Source organism: Klebsiella sp. MS 92-3 (genome assembly GCF_000195655.1).
Lineage (GTDB): Bacteria > Pseudomonadota > Gammaproteobacteria > Enterobacterales > Enterobacteriaceae > Klebsiella > Klebsiella pneumoniae.
This window is the reverse complement of the sequence record NZ_GL882853.1, coordinates 20,436-35,592: the sequence shown is the minus strand read 5'-3', so window position 1 is coordinate 35,592 and position 15,157 is coordinate 20,436. Positions and strand designations below refer to the sequence as shown.

The window sequence follows — 15,157 nt, the reverse complement described above, 5'->3', positions numbered from 1 at the left end:
GCGGGGGGGGGGGAGGAAGGGCTTAGTAGTAGGAGTGCTCGCCGCGCTGATGCTCGGTCAGATCGCGAACCCCTTTCAGCTCCGGAAACTCGTTCAGCAGCTGTTTTTCAATACCTTCTTTCAGGGTCACGTCGACCATCGAGCAGCCGTTGCATCCGCCGCCGAACTGCAGGATAGCCAGACCGTCGTCGGTGATCTCCATCAGCGATACGCGGCCGCCGTGGCCCGCCAGCTGCGGGTTAATCTGCGACTGCAGCAGGTACTCGACGCGCTCCATCAGCGGGGCATCGTCAGAGACTTTGCGCATTTTGGCGTTCGGCGCTTTCAGCGTCAGCTGCGAGCCGAGCTGGTCAGTGACGAAATCAATTTCAGCGTCTTCCAGATAGGGCGCGCTGAGCTCATCGACATAGGCGGTCAGCTGTTCAAATTTCAGCGCCGTGTCGGTGTCTTCCACCGCATCCGGTGGGCAGTAGGATACGCCGCACTCAGCGTTTGGGGTGCCGGGATTAATCACAAATACGCGAATTTGCGTCCCTTCTTCCTGATTTGCCAGCAGTTTGGCAAAGTGCGCTTGTGCAGCATCGGAAATACGGATCATAGCGTTGGCCTAATAGTTGACTATTTTACTGGGTTATAATACGCCCATCAGCGGGGGTCTACAAGGTACGGCACAAACACCATACCTGAACCGTCGCGGCGCCGTTTCGCAAAAGCAGGCGGGATATCTCGGCGACGGTGCTGCCGGTCGTGACGACATCATCCACCAGAGCGATATGGAGTCCCTGCACGGCAAATTCAAGCTGAAAGGCATTTTTCAGGTTCTGCCTGCGCTGGCGGGCATTGAGCGAATGTTGGACGGCGCCGGCTCGCTGGCGAGTCAGGCCTTCGCGATGCCAGACGCATCCTCGCCAGCGGGCTAACGGTCGGCACAGTTCGTCGCACTGATTATAACCCCGGCGCCAGCGACGGCGATGCCATAGCGGCACGCCGACCAGAGCGTCTACTGGCGGCAAATCGTCACGCTGCAGAAGGCGCTGCAGCAGCAGACGCGCGAGGGCGGGGCCCAGCTCCGGGCGATGGTGAAACTTCAGCTGCTGCACCAGACCGCTCAGCGGCGGGCGATAGTCATTGACCGCCACCAGCCGATGCCAGGGAGGCGGCTTTTGCAGGCAGCGGCCGCAGGGGTGACGGGATGCCGCCGCCGGCAGGCCGCACTGCGGGCAGAGCGGGGGACAGGCGAGCAGGGCGCGGCTGCAGCGGGAGCAGATCCCCCAGCGGGCGACTGCCAGCGGCATTTGGCATAGCCAGCATAAGCTGTGTGCTGTTAGCATATTTGGCCTTCTGTCCAGTAAAAAGAGAACGGTAACGGATGAACGACATCTGGTGGCAAACAATCGGCGAAGGAGATTGTCATCTTGTGCTGCTGCACGGCTGGGGGCTGAACGCTCAGGTATGGGATTGCATCACGCCGCAGCTGGCTTCGCATTTTACCCTCCACCTGGTGGATCTGCCGGGCTATGGCCGCAGCGGCGGGTTTGGGGCGATGTCGCTGGAGGCGATGGCGCAGCGGGTGCTGGAGCAGGCCCCTCCACAGGCGGTGTGGCTGGGCTGGAGCCTGGGCGGGCTGGTGGCCAGCCAGGTCGCGATTATGCGTCCGGAACGCGTGCAGGCGCTGGTGACGGTTGCCTCTTCCCCCTGTTTCGCGGCTCGTGACGACTGGCCCGGCATCAAGCCCGAGGTGCTGGCCGGATTTCAGCAGCAGCTGAGCGACGATTTCCAGCGCACCGTCGAGCGATTCCTCGCCCTGCAAACCATGGGCACAGAGAGCGCGCGTCAGGATGCGCGGGCGTTAAAGCAGGCGGTGCTCTCGCTGCCGATGCCTTCCGCCGAGGCGCTGAATGGCGGACTGGAGATCCTCAGAACCGTCGATCTGCGTCAGGCGCTGGTCAGGCTGCCGATGCCGTTTCTGCGGCTGTATGGCCGGCTGGATGGACTGGTGCCGCGCAAGATCGTCCCGTTGCTGGATGACCTGTGGCCGGAAAGCGAGTCAATCCTCTTCGATAAGGCCGCGCATGCGCCGTTTGTTTCCCATCCCGCGGCCTTCTGCGAGCCGCTGCTGGCGCTGAAGACGCGGCTGGGGTAATTTTTTTTGCCGCGCCATGGTAAAAGGGCCATTCCTAGCAATACTTAGGTTGTTACGGTGGTTGATTATTTCAATCCGCCACCGTGACCTACAATAACAACCTTATGGAGAGTAGAGGCTATGAAACTTGTTACAGGAATGGTTGCATCTCTGGTGATAGGCACCCTCTCTTTCGGCGCATTCGCCGCGAAAGAGATCCAAAAAGAAGACGTGGCGAAGATGAATCTGACCAAGGTCGGTAGCATTACGACCTCCAGGACGACGTCGCCGATGGACGCCCGACGCGATCTGTCGAAAAAAGCCGATGAGCTGGGTGGGAAATACTTTGTGGTGATTGCCGGGCAGAAAAACGAAAAAACCGTACACGCGAACGCTGACGTTTATAAATAATCCAGTCATAAGAAAACGGGCCTGCTGGCCCGTTTTTCATAGCTGTCTTACTCGTTTTACCTCGTTGCGCGACCTGGCCTGACTCCTTTCATCGCAGCGCCCACCACTCCTGCCGGCACGCCGCTTTCCCTTCAGGGCAACTTTTACAGCTGCCGGAGAGGCAGCCCTCGCTCGTTTCGCTGATCCGGACCACCTTACCCATGGCTTCCATTCGCTCAAGCATGGCGTCAATCAGCGGCTGAGGTGTCTGCAGGCGAGCACTGAGCTGTTTCGCCTCCATGCGGCCCTGCAGGGCCAGCATATCGCGGACTTCCATTAACGACGCCACAGTCCCTCCTTAGTGGCAATCGCCAGCCGGGCTGGAACAGCAGGAGGCCGGCGTTTTTCGCGTGGCCAGCAGCGAGACGTCCACCCTGCTGCGCGCCCGGCGCAACAGGCCGAAGAGCACCACGTTGAACAACACTACCGCCAGGATACATACCAGACTGTAGCGCGGGTGATCGCTAAAGCTAACGGTCTGGTAATAGAGCGTCGAGAGCGAATAGGCGATATTCAGCCCCCACAGGATGGAGAAGGTCATCCAGCCGCGGCTTGATTCGCGGGCGATGGCGCCCATCACCGAGATGCAGGGAATATAGAGCAGGACGAAGATCAGGTAGCTGTATGCCGCCGCTGCGCTGCCAAATTTACTGCCCATCACCCCCATGGCGCCGGTGGCCATTTCGCCATCGCCTTTGCTGGCTTCGATGGGGTTGGCCAGGACGCTGAGGCTGAAGGTGTCTTTCAGTCCCTGCCATGTCTCATCGACGGCGGCGAGCAGTTCTTCGCCGAGACTGAAGGTCTGCGGATTGAATTCCTCATTCTGGATATCTTCGGCGGTATAGAGGGTGTTCAGCGTACCCACTACCACCTCTTTCGCCATCGCGCCGGTAAACAGGCCGACGGTGGCCTGCCAGTTATCTTCATGCACGCCGATCGGTTTAAACACCGGCGTAATGACCCGGCTCACCGAGGCCAGCGCGGAGTCGTTGATGTTGTCGACGACCTTACCGCTCAGTGAGAAGCTGTTCAGCGCGCTGAGGAAGATGCTGACGATGACGATCACCTTCCCGGCGCGCAGCACAAAGCCTTTCAGGCGCTGCCAGGTCTGGATAATCAGGCTCTTGATATGCGGGACGTGGTACACCGGCAGCTCCATCACGAACGGCGAGGCTTCGCCGCGCATAATGGTGTGCTTCAGCATCAGGCCGGTGAGGATGGCCATCACAATGCCCAGCACATAGAGCGAGAAGACCGCCAGCGCGCCGTTCTGCCCAAAGAAGGCGGCCGCGAAGACGGCGAAGATCGCCAGCCGCGCGCCGCAGGACATAAACGGCGCCATCATAATGGTCATCAGACGCTCGCGCGGCGCGTCAAGGGTGCGGGCGCCCATCACCGACGGCACGTTGCAGCCAAAACCGACAATCAGCGGGACGAAGGATTTCCCCGGCAGGCCGAGGGCTTGCATCAGGCGATCCATCACAAAGGCGGCGCGCGCCATGTAGCCGGAGTCCTCAAGGAAGGAGAGAAACAGATACATCATGCCGATCTGCGGCACCAGCGGCAGCACGGTGTTGATACCGCCGCCGATCCCCTGGGCGAGGAACACGGTCAGCCAGTCCGGGAAGTGCAGGGTGTAACCCAGCCATTGAATGCCATGCACAAAGATCGCGACCGAGCCGGCATCGAAAATCGGCTGCAGCGCGCCGCCGATGTTGATCGCCAGCAGGAACATCAAGTACATGACAAAGAGAAAAATCGGCAACCCGAGGAAGCGGTTGAGGATCACTTTGTCCATCGCGGCGGTGAAGCGGCTTGGTTCGGCGGTCAGGGTATTGCTGACGGCGTCGCAAATGGCGGCGATGGTCTGATAGCGCGCGTCAGCGATGTGCAGCGCCGGGTCGTCGATCTCGTCGCTGAGATTCGCCAGGGCGATATCCAGTTTATCGGCGGCGTCGCCGGCATAGGCCCGGCTGTAGATATCGCCCTCCAGCATCTGCAGACCCAGCCAGCGCCGCTGCCGGGTCGGGATCTGCGCTGACATCTGCTGCGCCAGCAGGTCAGCTTCGCGCAGCAGCGGCTGCGGATAGTGGACAAGCTCAAGATCGCTGTTCGCCTGATGACGGTCGAGGGCGATCTTCAGCGCTTCGATCCCCCGTCCGCGAGTCGATACCAGCGGAATGACCGGGCAACCGAGACGGGCGGCGAGGGCGTCGATATCGATCCGCACCTGCTGCTTTTCGGCGATATCCAGCATGTTCAGCGCGACGACGCAGGGGATCCCCAGCTCGAGCAGCTGTAGCGTCAGATAGAGGTTGCGCTCGAGGTTGGAGGCATCGACCACGTTAATCAGCATGTCGGCGTCGCCGCTCAGGATGTAGTGGCAGGCAATCTGCTCGTCCAGCGAGGTCTGCGAGGAGATGGTGGTCAGGGAGTAGGTTCCCGGGAGGTCGACCAGCGTGACCTGGTGGTCAGTGGTGGCGAAAATCCCCTCTTTACGCTCAACGGTCACCCCAGCCCAGTTGCCCACGCGCTGGCGAGCGCCGGTCAGCTGATTAAATAAGGTGGTCTTGCCGGAATTAGGATTACCAATTAAACCAACGGTTAATTTTTGCATATTTCAGACTCTTGTGCCGGGCCAGCCGTTATTGTGCAACCGCTTCCAGTTCGATTAAGGCGAGATCTTTTTTGCGTAATACCAGACTGACGCGTCGGGTTTCAATATGAACAGGATCGCCGAGCGGCGCCACGCGAACCACATGAAAAGAGGAACCGGGCAGCATGCCGAGGGAGAGCAGTTTCTGACGGTATGCTGGGCTAATATCGCGAGAAAAACCGGTAATTTTCCACGCACTATCAGGTGTGAATTGCATAGGGCCTACTTGTCTATCGCTAACCGAAGAAGAATTTTCCGGACGCCTGGAGGCAGTTGCGCCGGGGACCGTAGCCAACGAAAAAAGAAAAAAACGTTCTGTAATCGATGATAATGAGAATGGTTTTTATCATCAATACATATGATGCGCTGCAGGCTATTTTTAAAGTGAAAATCACCTTTTTATTGATATGCCGCAAAGTCAGCCTGTAATCAAAAATGCGCGAAATATTATTTCGGCGATCTAATGTTTAATTAAGGTTTCTGAAGTTAACGAAATGAAAATATTAATTTCGCTGCCTTTCAGGCGTGGAATAAAAGCAGGTTATCAGAAACAACTGAACCTGTTTTGCGCGTGATGGCGATGGCCTGGTCATGAAAAAAAAATGCCCCTGAAAAAGGGGCAGGGAGAGTTTAGCGTTTTTTACCCATCGCTGCGGCGAGGGCATCCATCATCGCGCTGTTGCCGGCAGGCTGCGCCTCGCGACCGCGGGTTTTGGCGGCTTTCGCGGCCGGGCGGTTACCCTGCGGGCGCTCCTGACCACCGCCGCGGCGGGCGTTGCTGTCGCCCGGCTGCTCGTCGAGACGCATGGTCAGGGCGATACGCTTACGCGGCAGATCGACTTCCATCACTTTGACCTTGACGATGTCGCCCGCTTTCACCACGGTGTGCGGATCCTCAACAAATCGGTCAGAAAGCGACGAAATGTGTACCAGTCCGTCCTGATGAACGCCGATATCAACAAACGCGCCGAAGTTGGTGACGTTGGTGACGGCACCTTCCAGAATCATTCCCGGCAGCAGGTCATTCATGGTCTCCACACCATCGGCGAACTTCGCGGTCTTAAACTCCGGACGCGGATCGCGGCCCGGTTTTTCCAGCTCTTTGATAATGTCGGTGACCGTCGGGACGCCAAACTTCTCATCGGTGAAGTCCACTGCCTTCAGGTGGCGCAGCGCACTGCTATTGCCCATCAGATCTTTCAGCGCCTGCTGGGTGGCGGCCAGAATACGTTCGACCACCGGGTAAGCTTCCGGGTGAACGGTGGAGGCATCCAGCGGGTTGTCGCCGTGGTTGATACGCAGGAAGCCCGCGCACTGTTCAAAGGCTTTCGGCCCCAGACGGCTGACTTTCAGCAGCTGCTGGCGGTTCTGGAACTGACCATTCTCGTCGCGCCAGGCGACGATGTTCTGCGCCATCATGCGGGTCAGGCCGGCGACGCGGGTCAGCAGCGGAACGGAGGCGGTGTTCAGGTCAACGCCGACGGCGTTCACACAGTCTTCCACCACCGCGTCCAGCTTACGCGCCAGCTGGGTCTGGCTGACGTCGTGCTGATACTGGCCGACGCCAATGGATTTCGGGTCGATTTTCACCAGCTCGGCCAGGGGATCCTGCAGACGGCGGGCGATGGAGACCGCGCCGCGCAGCGACACGTCGAGGTCCGGAAACTCCTGCGCCGCCAGCTCGGAGGCGGAGTAAACGGAAGCCCCGGCTTCACTGACGATCACCTTCTGGGCGGTGACCTTCGGGAACTGTTTCTGCACGTCGAGGAAGAAACGCTCGGTTTCACGCGAGGCGGTACCGTTGCCGATGGCCACCAGCTCAACGTTGTACTTCTCACACAGCGCGGCGACGGCGACGGCCGCTTTGGCGGCCTGGCCGGTGTGGGGATAGATGGTATCGGTAGCGACCAGTTTACCGGTGGCGTCGACGACGGCCACTTTCACCCCGGTGCGCAGGCCCGGATCGAGTCCCATGGTGGCGCGCAGCCCGGCGGGCGCGGCCATCAGCAGATCGTGCAGGTTGCGGGCGAAGACGTTGATTGCCTCGTCCTCCGCGCGTTCGCGCACGGTGCCCATCAGCTCGGTTTCGAGATGCATCAGGACTTTGATCCGCCAGGTCCAGCTGACGACGCCTTTACGCCAGCTGTCCGCCGGGGCGTTATTCAGGCGCAGGCCCAGGTGGTCGATAATAATTTGCTCGCCGTGGCTCTCTTTCGGCGGCTCGTCAAACTGCGGGTCAGCGTTTAAAGAGAGCTGCAGGACGCCTTCGTTGCGACCGCGGAACATCGCCAGCGCGCGATGCGACGGCACGGTGGCGATCGGTTCATGGTGATCGAAGTAGTCGCGGAATTTAGCGCCTTCCTCTTCTTTACCGCTGACGACGGTGGAGACCAGGTGGGCGTTTTTCCACAGATAGTCACGGACCTTCGCCAGCAGCGCGGCGTCTTCGGCAAACCGCTCCATCAGAATATAGCGCGCGCCGTCCAGGGCCGCTTTGCTGTCGGCTACGCCCTTATCGGCATCAATATATTTTGCGGCCTCCGCTTCCGGATCGTGGGCCGGTTCGTTCCACAGCAGGTCAGCCAGCGGTTCGAGCCCGGCTTCGATAGCGATCTGCCCGCGTGTACGGCGCTTCGGCTTGTACGGCAGGTAGAGATCTTCCAGTTCGGTTTTGCTGAGCGTGGTGTTGATGGCTTTTTCCAGCGCGTCGGTCAGTTTGCCCTGTTCAGCGATGGATTTGAGGATCGCCTGACGACGGTCTTCGAGTTCGCGCAGATAGCCGAGGCGAGTTTCCAGATTACGCAGCTGCGTGTCATCCAGACCGCCGGTGACTTCTTTACGATAACGTGCAATAAACGGCACGGTGTTCCCTTCATCAAGCAGGCGAACGGCAGCTTCTACCTGTTCGGCTCTGGCCTGAAGTTCACCCGCAATAATGCGGCAGAGCGAATCATTCATCATGGCTTTTAATTCATCTTTAGGGTCAAAAAACAGGGACTAGTTATACGGACTGACGGCTAAAAATACCAGCCGCGCCGGGCGTCTCTCGGAAAGTTCTTGTCTATTTAACGTATTCGATCTCGTTGACATACCAGCTGGCTTCGCCCGCCGGCGTGTTGACGATGGCCAGATCGCCAACCTCTTTTTTTAACAGTGCGCGCGCCATCGGCGAGTCGATGGAGATATAGTCTTTGCGGCCAAAAATTTCATCGTAACCGACGATGCGAAAGCGCTTGATATCGCCTTCATCGTTTTCAATCTCTACCCAGGCGCCGAAGAAGACTTTACCTTCCTGTTGCGGCGAGTAATCGACGATTTTCAACTGTTCCAGACATTTGGTCAGATAGCGGACCCGGCGATCGATCTCCCGCAGGCGCTTTTTGTTGTACTGGTAGTCCGCGTTCTCGCTGCGGTCGCCGAGGCTGGCGGCCCAGGTCACCTTTTTGGTCACTTCCGGACGCTCCTGGCGCCACAGGTAGTCCATCTCCTGCTTCAGTTTTTCATATCCCTCGCGGGTGATCAGCGGCGTTTTCATCGTGAGTTCAACCTTCTGACTGTCTGTCGTTGCGCACAATTTGTAGCGCGTAATAATACCGACAGGATAAATACTGTGTCTTATGATTAAATGTATACTTAACCTGCTGTTAAATATGCTTTGTAACAATTTAGCCTGGAATATATACCAGATTTAGCTGGTGAGCGCGCCGGGCTTTTTTGAGAATACGCACTGACTATCGCAGTGAACCTTTGGGAGTACAAACAATGCAAGAGAATTATAAGATTCTGGTTGTGGATGACGACATGCGCCTGCGTGCGCTGCTCGAGCGTTATCTGACCGAGCAGGGCTTCCAGGTTCGTAGCGTGGCGAACGCCGAACAGATGGATCGTCTGTTAACCCGTGAATCCTTCCACCTGATGGTGCTGGATCTGATGCTGCCGGGCGAAGATGGTCTCTCTATCTGCCGTCGTCTGCGCAGCCAGAGTAACCCGATGCCGATCATTATGGTGACGGCGAAAGGCGAAGAGGTCGATCGGATCGTGGGTCTGGAGATCGGGGCTGACGACTATATTCCGAAGCCGTTTAACCCGCGCGAACTGCTGGCCCGCATCCGGGCGGTGCTGCGCCGCCAGGCGAACGAGCTGCCGGGCGCGCCGTCGCAGGAAGAGGCGGTTATCGCCTTTGGTAAATTCAAACTGAATTTAGGCACCCGCGAGATGTTCCGTGAAGACGAGCCGATGCCGTTGACCAGCGGCGAATTCGCGGTCCTGAAGGCGCTGGTGAGCCATCCCCGTGAGCCGCTGTCGCGCGATAAGCTGATGAACCTCGCCCGCGGCCGCGAATACTCTGCGATGGAGCGCTCCATCGACGTACAGATCTCCCGCCTGCGCCGCATGGTGGAAGAGGACCCGGCGCATCCGCGCTACATCCAGACCGTCTGGGGTCTGGGCTACGTCTTCGTCCCGGACGGTTCTAAGGCATGAAACGCGTGCGCTTTTCGCCGCGCAGCTCCTTTGCTCGCACACTGCTCCTGATCGTCACCTTGCTGTTCGTCAGCCTGGTGACGACCTATCTGGTGGTACTGAATTTCGCGATCCTGCCGAGTCTCCAGCAGTTTAATAAAGTGTTAGCCTACGAAGTGCGTATGCTGATGACCGACAAACTGCAGCTGGAGGATGGCACCCAGCTGGTGGTGCCCCCGGCGTTTCGTCGTGAAATTTATCGCGAGCTGGGGATTTCGCTCTATTCCAATGAAGCGGCGGAAGACGCAGGCCTGCGCTGGGCGCAGCATTATGAATTCTTAAGTCAGCAGATGGCCCATCAGCTTGGTGGCCCCACAGAGGTGCGGGTAGAGGTCAATAAAAGCTCCCCTGTGGTGTGGCTGAAGACCTGGCTGTCGCCCAATATCTGGGTGCGGGTGCCGCTGACCGAGATCCATCAGGGCGACTTCTCGCCGCTGTTCCGCTATACCCTGGCGATCATGCTGCTGGCGATAGGCGGCGCCTGGCTGTTTATTCGTATTCAGAACCGCCCGTTGGTGGATCTGGAGCACGCGGCGCTGCAGGTCGGGCGCGGCATTATTCCGCCGCCGCTGCGCGAGTATGGCGCCTCCGAAGTGCGTTCGGTGACGCGCGCCTTTAACCATATGGCGGCGGGCGTGAAGCAGTTGGCTGATGACCGTACGCTGCTGATGGCCGGGGTCAGTCATGATTTACGAACCCCGCTGACCCGCATTCGTCTGGCCACCGAGATGATGGGCGAGCAGGACGGCTATCTCGCGGAGTCGATCAACAAAGATATCGAAGAGTGCAACGCCATCATCGAGCAGTTTATCGACTATCTGCGCACCGGGCAGGAGATGCCGATGGAGCTGGCGGATCTGAATGCGGTGCTGGGGGAAGTGATCGCTGCGGAGAGCGGCTATGAGCGGGAAATCGCCACCGCCCTGCAGGCCGGCGAAATTCCGGTACGTATGCACCCGCTGTCTATCAAGCGCGCGCTGGCGAATATGGTGGTCAACGCGGCCCGCTATGGCAATGGCTGGATCAGGGTCAGCAGCGGCAGCGAAGCGAGCCGGGCCTGGTTCCAGGTAGAAGATGATGGACCGGGGATTAAACCTGAGCAGCGGGAGCACCTGTTTCAGCCGTTTGTACGCGGCGACAGCGCCCGCAGCACCAGCGGCACCGGGCTGGGGTTGGCGATTGTTCAGCGTATTATCGACAATCACAACGGCCGGCTGGAGATTGGCTCCAGCGAACGCGGCGGGTTACTGATCCGCGCCTGGCTGCCGGTGCACCGGATGCTGGCGCCGATGAAACCCGCCAGGGAGAGCTGATCGCGCCCGCGGTTAGCTACTCAGGATGTTGCACAATAAAAAGCCGGGCAAGCCCGGCTTTTTCACCTTTGCGCCCGTTAGCGCTGCGGTCCTGCCGCCACCAGCGCGGCGCCCGCTGGCGTATCGGTATACTTCTCAAAATTCTCAATAAACAGCTTCGCCAGCTGGTCGGCTTTTTCCTGCCACTGCTCCGGGGAACCATAGGTGCTGCGCGGATCGAGGATGTGGGTATCCACGCCCGGGAGCGCCGTCGGGATCTGCAGGTTAAACATCGGCAGGGTAAAGGTCTCCGCGTTGTCCAGCGAGCCATTGAGGATGGCGTCGATGATCGCGCGGGTATCTTTAATCGAGATGCGCTTGCCGGTGCCGTTCCAGCCGGTATTGACCAGATAAGCCTGCGCGCCAGCCGCCTGCATGCGTTTGACCAGCACTTCGGCGTACTGCGTCGGGTGCAGCGACAGGAAGGCGGCGCCGAAGCAGGCGGAGAAGGTTGGCGTGGGTTCGGTTACGCCGCGCTCGGTGCCGGCCAGTTTGGCGGTAAACCCGGACAGGAAATGGTACTGCGTCTGGTCGGCGGTCAGGCGGGAGACCGGCGGCAGGACGCCGAACGCATCGGCCGTCAGGAAGATCACTTTGGTAGCGTGACCCGCTTTAGACACCGGCTTAACAATGTTGTCGATGTGGTCGATGGGGTAGGAGACGCGGGTATTTTCGGTCTTTGAACCGTCATCGAAATCGACCGTGCCGTCGGCGCGTACCACCACGTTTTCCAGCAGGGCGTTGCGGCGGATGGCGTGATAGATATCCGGCTCGGCCGCTTCAGAGAGCTTGATGGTCTTGGCGTAGCAGCCCCCTTCGAAGTTAAACACGCCGTCGTCATCCCAGCCATGTTCGTCATCGCCAATCAGGCGGCGTTTCGGGTCGGTGGAGAGGGTGGTTTTGCCGGTGCCTGAGAGGCCGAAGAAAATGGCGACATCGCCTTTCTCGCCGACGTTGGCTGAGCAGTGCATGGAGGCGATGCCCTTCAGCGGCAGCAGGTAGTTCATGATCGAGAACTCCCTTTTCTTCACCCCCCCGCCGTACCAGGTGCCGCCGATCAACTGAATGCGCTCGGTGAGGTTGAAGGCGACGAAGTTTTCCGAATTGAGGCCCTGCTCTTTCCACTGCGGATTGGTGCATTTCGCGCCGTTCATCACGATGAAGTCGGGCACGAATTCAGCCAGCTCTTCATCGCTCGGACGGATGAACATGTTTTTAACGAAGTGCGCCTGCCAGGCCACTTCGGTAATGAAACGTACGCTGAGACGGGTATCGGCGTTGGCGCCGCAGAAAGCGTCGACGATAAACAGGCGTTTACCGGACAGTTGCTGGGTCACCAGCCCTTTCAGATGCTGCCAGGTTTCCTGCGAAAGCGGCTTGTTGTCGTTTTTACCTTTGCCTTTATCGGACCACCAGACGGTGTCGCGGGTGGTGTCGTCGCGCACGAGATACTTATCTTTCGGAGAACGACCGGTAAAAATGCCCGTGTCGACGGCGATAGCACCCAGAGTGGTTAATACGCCACGTTCGTAGCCTTCCAGGTTCGGGTCGAGCTCTTCCTGAAACAACATGTCGTAGCTGGGGTTGTGGACGATATCCTGGACGTCATTGATACCATAAGCCTTGAGATCCTGCGGGGTTAAACCATGATTAACGCGCATGTCACTGCTCCTTAGCCAAGATGTACTGCTGTAAATTGTAGGGTTAATTGCCGGGTATTGACCGCGACCAGGCTCATAGATTTACGTATCTCGACATTCCTCAGAATGACGATAAAAACGGTGACTCCTGTCACGAAGTGGAGTGGATTATCTCAGGAAATGGACGGATGGTGGGGTTAGATGTTTCTCAATGGTTAAAAAGTAATTAAAAAAACTGCTGAAATGTGAATGTAATCGCTTTCCTGAAATTAAATTACGTAACTCTTTCAGGGAAAATCGATTCAACTCGCGAATAAATTAAAAGTCAGGCACAACGCGACAAACAACATTGCCGCCCTGTGCCTGAGAAAGATGCGGGGATTAATGAACCTGCGGATCGGCCGGAGAGGCGTTATTACGGATCTCGGCAATATCCATGGCATTGAAGATATAGTGGTTACCGCAGTAGTCGCAGTGCATATCAATTTCGCCTTCGTCGGCGAGGATGCTATCAATCTCTTCATCCGGCAGCGTCTTCAGCGCGCCGGCGCAGCGTTCGCGGGAGCAGGTGCACTTGAACTCCACGCTCTGCGGGTCGTAGACAGTGACTTCTTCTTCATGGTACAGACGCCACAGCACATCATTTGCCGGCAGGGTGAACAGCTCTTCCGCCTTAATGGTCTCGGTAAGCGTCGCCAGGTGCTCGAAGTCGGCAGTCTGGGCATCCTGCGCCGGCATCACCTGCAGCAGCATCCCGCCCGCCATCGGCTGGCCTTCATGATCGCCGGTGCGGATGATAAGGCGCGTCGGCAGCTGCTCTGAACGCTGGAAATAATCTTCCAGGCAGGCGGCCAGCGTATCGCCTTCCAGACCGACCACGCCCTGATAGCGCTCACCTTCTTCCGGAGAGATGGTAATGACCAGGTAGCCGTTGCCGACCATCGTTTTCAGATCCGCATCGTCCGCAATCTCGCCTTGCACGCGCGCGACGCCGCGCAGCTGCTGCTGGTTATTGCCGTTGATCACCGCCAGCTGTAAAGGGCCATCCCCCTGCAGCTGTACGGTAATGTCGCCGGCAAACTTCAGCGTCGCGGTCAGCAGACTGGTGGCGACCAACAGCTCCGCCAGCACCGTTTTGACCGGTTGGGGATAGGTGTGATTCGCCAGAATCTGTTCCAGGGTTTCCGACACCGTCACCAGCTCGCCGCGCACGGCATAGTTTTCAAACAGATAACGATGTAATTGATCGTGTTGAGTCATAATCATCTCTCTTTCTGGCGCGAGTTATTCACTCTCGCCGTGTTTAAATCTCATCAGGTCGCGGCGCTCTTTCTTGTCCGGACGTCTGTCAGGGTGCGGCATGGTCAGGGCGTTCATTTTGCGCGCCAGGGCCATTTTTTCACGCTTCTCGATACTCTCCGCCGTCTCTTCATACAGGTTGACGGCTTCGCTTGCCGGGCGGCGCTGTTCGGTAATACCGATAATGCGCACCGTCCGCTCGTCGTTGCCCTGGCGCAGCGTCAGAATGGCGTCGAGTTCGACGATTTTTCCGGGTTTGCTACGTTGTCCGTTGTAATGAACCTTGCCGCCTTCAATCATTTCCCGCGCCAGCGCGCGGGTTTTGTAAAAGCGGGCGGCCCAAAGCCATTTGTCCAGTCTGACGGTTTCGGTGGGCTTCTCTTTCATCGCCTCTCCTTCGGGGTAAGCGAAGGGATCAGTCGTCGGTAATCATTCAGCCCCGGATGGCGCAGATACTGCTTTTCCGCCAGTCCGGAGTCAGGATTGGTAATACCCAGGCAGTAACGAATGCCAAACTCCCTCGCGGCATCCAGTATCGCCTCGCTGTCGTCGACAAACAGCGTTTTGTGCGCCTCAAGGCCAGTTTCCTCCGCCACGGCGCGCCACAGACGCTGATCCTCTTTCGGATAACCAAATGTGTGGGTGGAAAGTAATAAATCAAGGTGCGCGTCCAGGCCGGTGTGTTTGAGCTTCACCGCCAGATTGTGGGGATGGGCATTGGTCAACAGAATGCGTCGCTTACCGCAGGCCTTGAGCGCATCAAGGAACGGCACGGTATCCTCGCGCAGCGTGGCGCGCGGACCTTGTTCGCTGGTCATCGCACAAATATCCAAACCCAGGCGCTCGCTCCAGTAATCCAGACAGTACCAGTTTAGCGTATGCTGCACGGCGTGATACTCCTGGCGCATGGCGTCTTTCGCCTCCTGCAAATTGAGGCCGCGGGCGGCCCCCCAGGTTTCAGGCACCAGCGTTTGCCAGAAGTAGTTGTCGAAGGCGAGGTCCAGGAGCGTGCCGTCCATATCCAGCAGAACGGTATCGACCTCCTGCCAGGCGATATCAAAGTGCATGATGACTCTCCAGCGAGCGGAAAATGGGCGACAGGGTATCACACCCTGTC

Annotated in this window: 15 protein-coding genes; 4 read left to right on the top strand and 11 right to left on the bottom strand. The window is 58.4% G+C overall.

The features are described from left to right. Window positions 1-22: 22 nt before the first annotated feature. On the bottom strand, window positions 23-598 hold the full coding sequence (gene nfuA / locus HMPREF9538_RS04740) for a Fe-S biogenesis protein NfuA (RefSeq protein WP_002920540.1): 576 nt from the start codon (window positions 596-598) through the stop codon (window positions 23-25). A 58-nt stretch (window positions 599-656) separates the two neighbouring features. Further along, entirely contained in the window at window positions 657-1,331 is a 675-nt protein-coding gene (gene gntX, locus HMPREF9538_RS04745; RefSeq protein ID WP_004185961.1) for a DNA utilization protein GntX, read from the bottom strand. A gap of 38 nt (window positions 1,332-1,369) precedes the next feature. On the opposite strand from gntX, the gene bioH reads away from it, so the two are divergent. Together bioH and HMPREF9538_RS04755 are read left to right on the top strand one after the other, a co-directional pair. Next, window positions 1,370-2,143 carry a pimeloyl-ACP methyl ester esterase BioH gene (gene bioH / locus HMPREF9538_RS04750; protein WP_004174021.1) on the top strand — a complete coding sequence of 258 codons (774 nt, stop codon included), beginning with the start codon at window positions 1,370-1,372 and terminating at the stop codon, window positions 2,141-2,143. 120 nt (window positions 2,144-2,263) lie between these two features. After that, window positions 2,264-2,533: a YdgH/BhsA/McbA-like domain containing protein gene (locus tag HMPREF9538_RS04755; protein ID WP_002920510.1), complete on the top strand. Its 270-nt coding sequence runs from the start codon at window positions 2,264-2,266 to the stop codon at window positions 2,531-2,533. Between the two features lie 88 nt (window positions 2,534-2,621). Here the strand turns inward: HMPREF9538_RS04755 and feoC are convergent, their stop codons facing one another. From feoC to greB, 5 genes are all read right to left on the bottom strand, one after another. Next, entirely contained in the window at window positions 2,622-2,861 is a 240-nt protein-coding gene (gene feoC, locus HMPREF9538_RS04760) for a [Fe-S]-dependent transcriptional repressor FeoC (protein WP_002920509.1), read from the bottom strand. A 9-nt stretch (window positions 2,862-2,870) separates the two neighbouring features. Next, on the bottom strand, window positions 2,871-5,189 hold the full coding sequence (feoB, locus tag HMPREF9538_RS04765; protein ID WP_002920508.1) for a Fe(2+) transporter permease subunit FeoB: 2,319 nt from the start codon (window positions 5,187-5,189) through the stop codon (window positions 2,871-2,873). 28 nt (window positions 5,190-5,217) lie between these two features. Further along, a complete protein-coding gene (gene feoA, locus HMPREF9538_RS04770; RefSeq protein WP_002920506.1) occupies window positions 5,218-5,445 on the bottom strand; it encodes a ferrous iron transporter A in 228 nt (75 codons plus the stop codon). A 413-nt stretch (window positions 5,446-5,858) separates the two neighbouring features. Next, on the bottom strand, window positions 5,859-8,189 hold the full coding sequence (locus tag HMPREF9538_RS04775) for a Tex family protein (protein WP_004889453.1): 2,331 nt from the start codon (window positions 8,187-8,189) through the stop codon (window positions 5,859-5,861). A 100-nt stretch (window positions 8,190-8,289) separates the two neighbouring features. Beyond that, on the bottom strand, window positions 8,290-8,763 hold the full coding sequence (greB, locus tag HMPREF9538_RS04780) for a transcription elongation factor GreB (protein ID WP_002920503.1): 474 nt from the start codon (window positions 8,761-8,763) through the stop codon (window positions 8,290-8,292). A 227-nt stretch (window positions 8,764-8,990) separates the two neighbouring features. On the opposite strand from greB, the gene ompR reads away from it, so the two are divergent. After that, window positions 8,991-9,710, top strand: coding sequence for a two-component system response regulator OmpR (gene ompR / locus HMPREF9538_RS04785; RefSeq protein WP_001157751.1), 720 nt, complete (start codon window positions 8,991-8,993; stop codon window positions 9,708-9,710). Continuing rightward, window positions 9,707-11,062, top strand: a complete 1,356-nt coding sequence (gene envZ, locus HMPREF9538_RS04790) for a two-component system sensor histidine kinase EnvZ (RefSeq protein WP_009486057.1) — start codon at window positions 9,707-9,709, stop codon at window positions 11,060-11,062. Before ompR ends, envZ begins: the two co-directional genes overlap by 4 nt. 77 nt (window positions 11,063-11,139) lie before the next feature. On the opposite strand, the gene pckA is transcribed toward envZ, so the two are convergent. The 4 genes from pckA to yrfG all read right to left on the bottom strand — a co-directional run bounded on the left by pckA (window position 11,140) and on the right by yrfG (window position 15,107). Then, the gene (gene pckA / locus HMPREF9538_RS04795) at window positions 11,140-12,762 is read right to left on the bottom strand and encodes a phosphoenolpyruvate carboxykinase (ATP) (RefSeq protein WP_009486056.1); all 1,623 of its coding nucleotides are present in this window, start codon (window positions 12,760-12,762) and stop codon (window positions 11,140-11,142) included. A gap of 360 nt (window positions 12,763-13,122) precedes the next feature. Then, window positions 13,123-14,007 carry an Hsp33 family molecular chaperone HslO gene (gene hslO / locus HMPREF9538_RS04800; RefSeq protein ID WP_004188324.1) on the bottom strand — a complete coding sequence of 295 codons (885 nt, stop codon included), beginning with the start codon at window positions 14,005-14,007 and terminating at the stop codon, window positions 13,123-13,125. 18 nt (window positions 14,008-14,025) lie between these two features. After that, window positions 14,026-14,427 (bottom strand): ribosome-associated heat shock protein Hsp15, encoded by a 402-nt coding sequence (gene hslR / locus HMPREF9538_RS04805; protein ID WP_004188326.1) that lies wholly within the window; start codon window positions 14,425-14,427, stop codon window positions 14,026-14,028. After that, window positions 14,424-15,107, bottom strand: a complete 684-nt coding sequence (yrfG, locus tag HMPREF9538_RS04810) for a GMP/IMP nucleotidase (RefSeq protein WP_004181456.1) — start codon at window positions 15,105-15,107, stop codon at window positions 14,424-14,426. The genes hslR and yrfG overlap by 4 nt, the downstream gene beginning before the upstream one ends. Window positions 15,108-15,157: the final 50 nt, after the last annotated feature.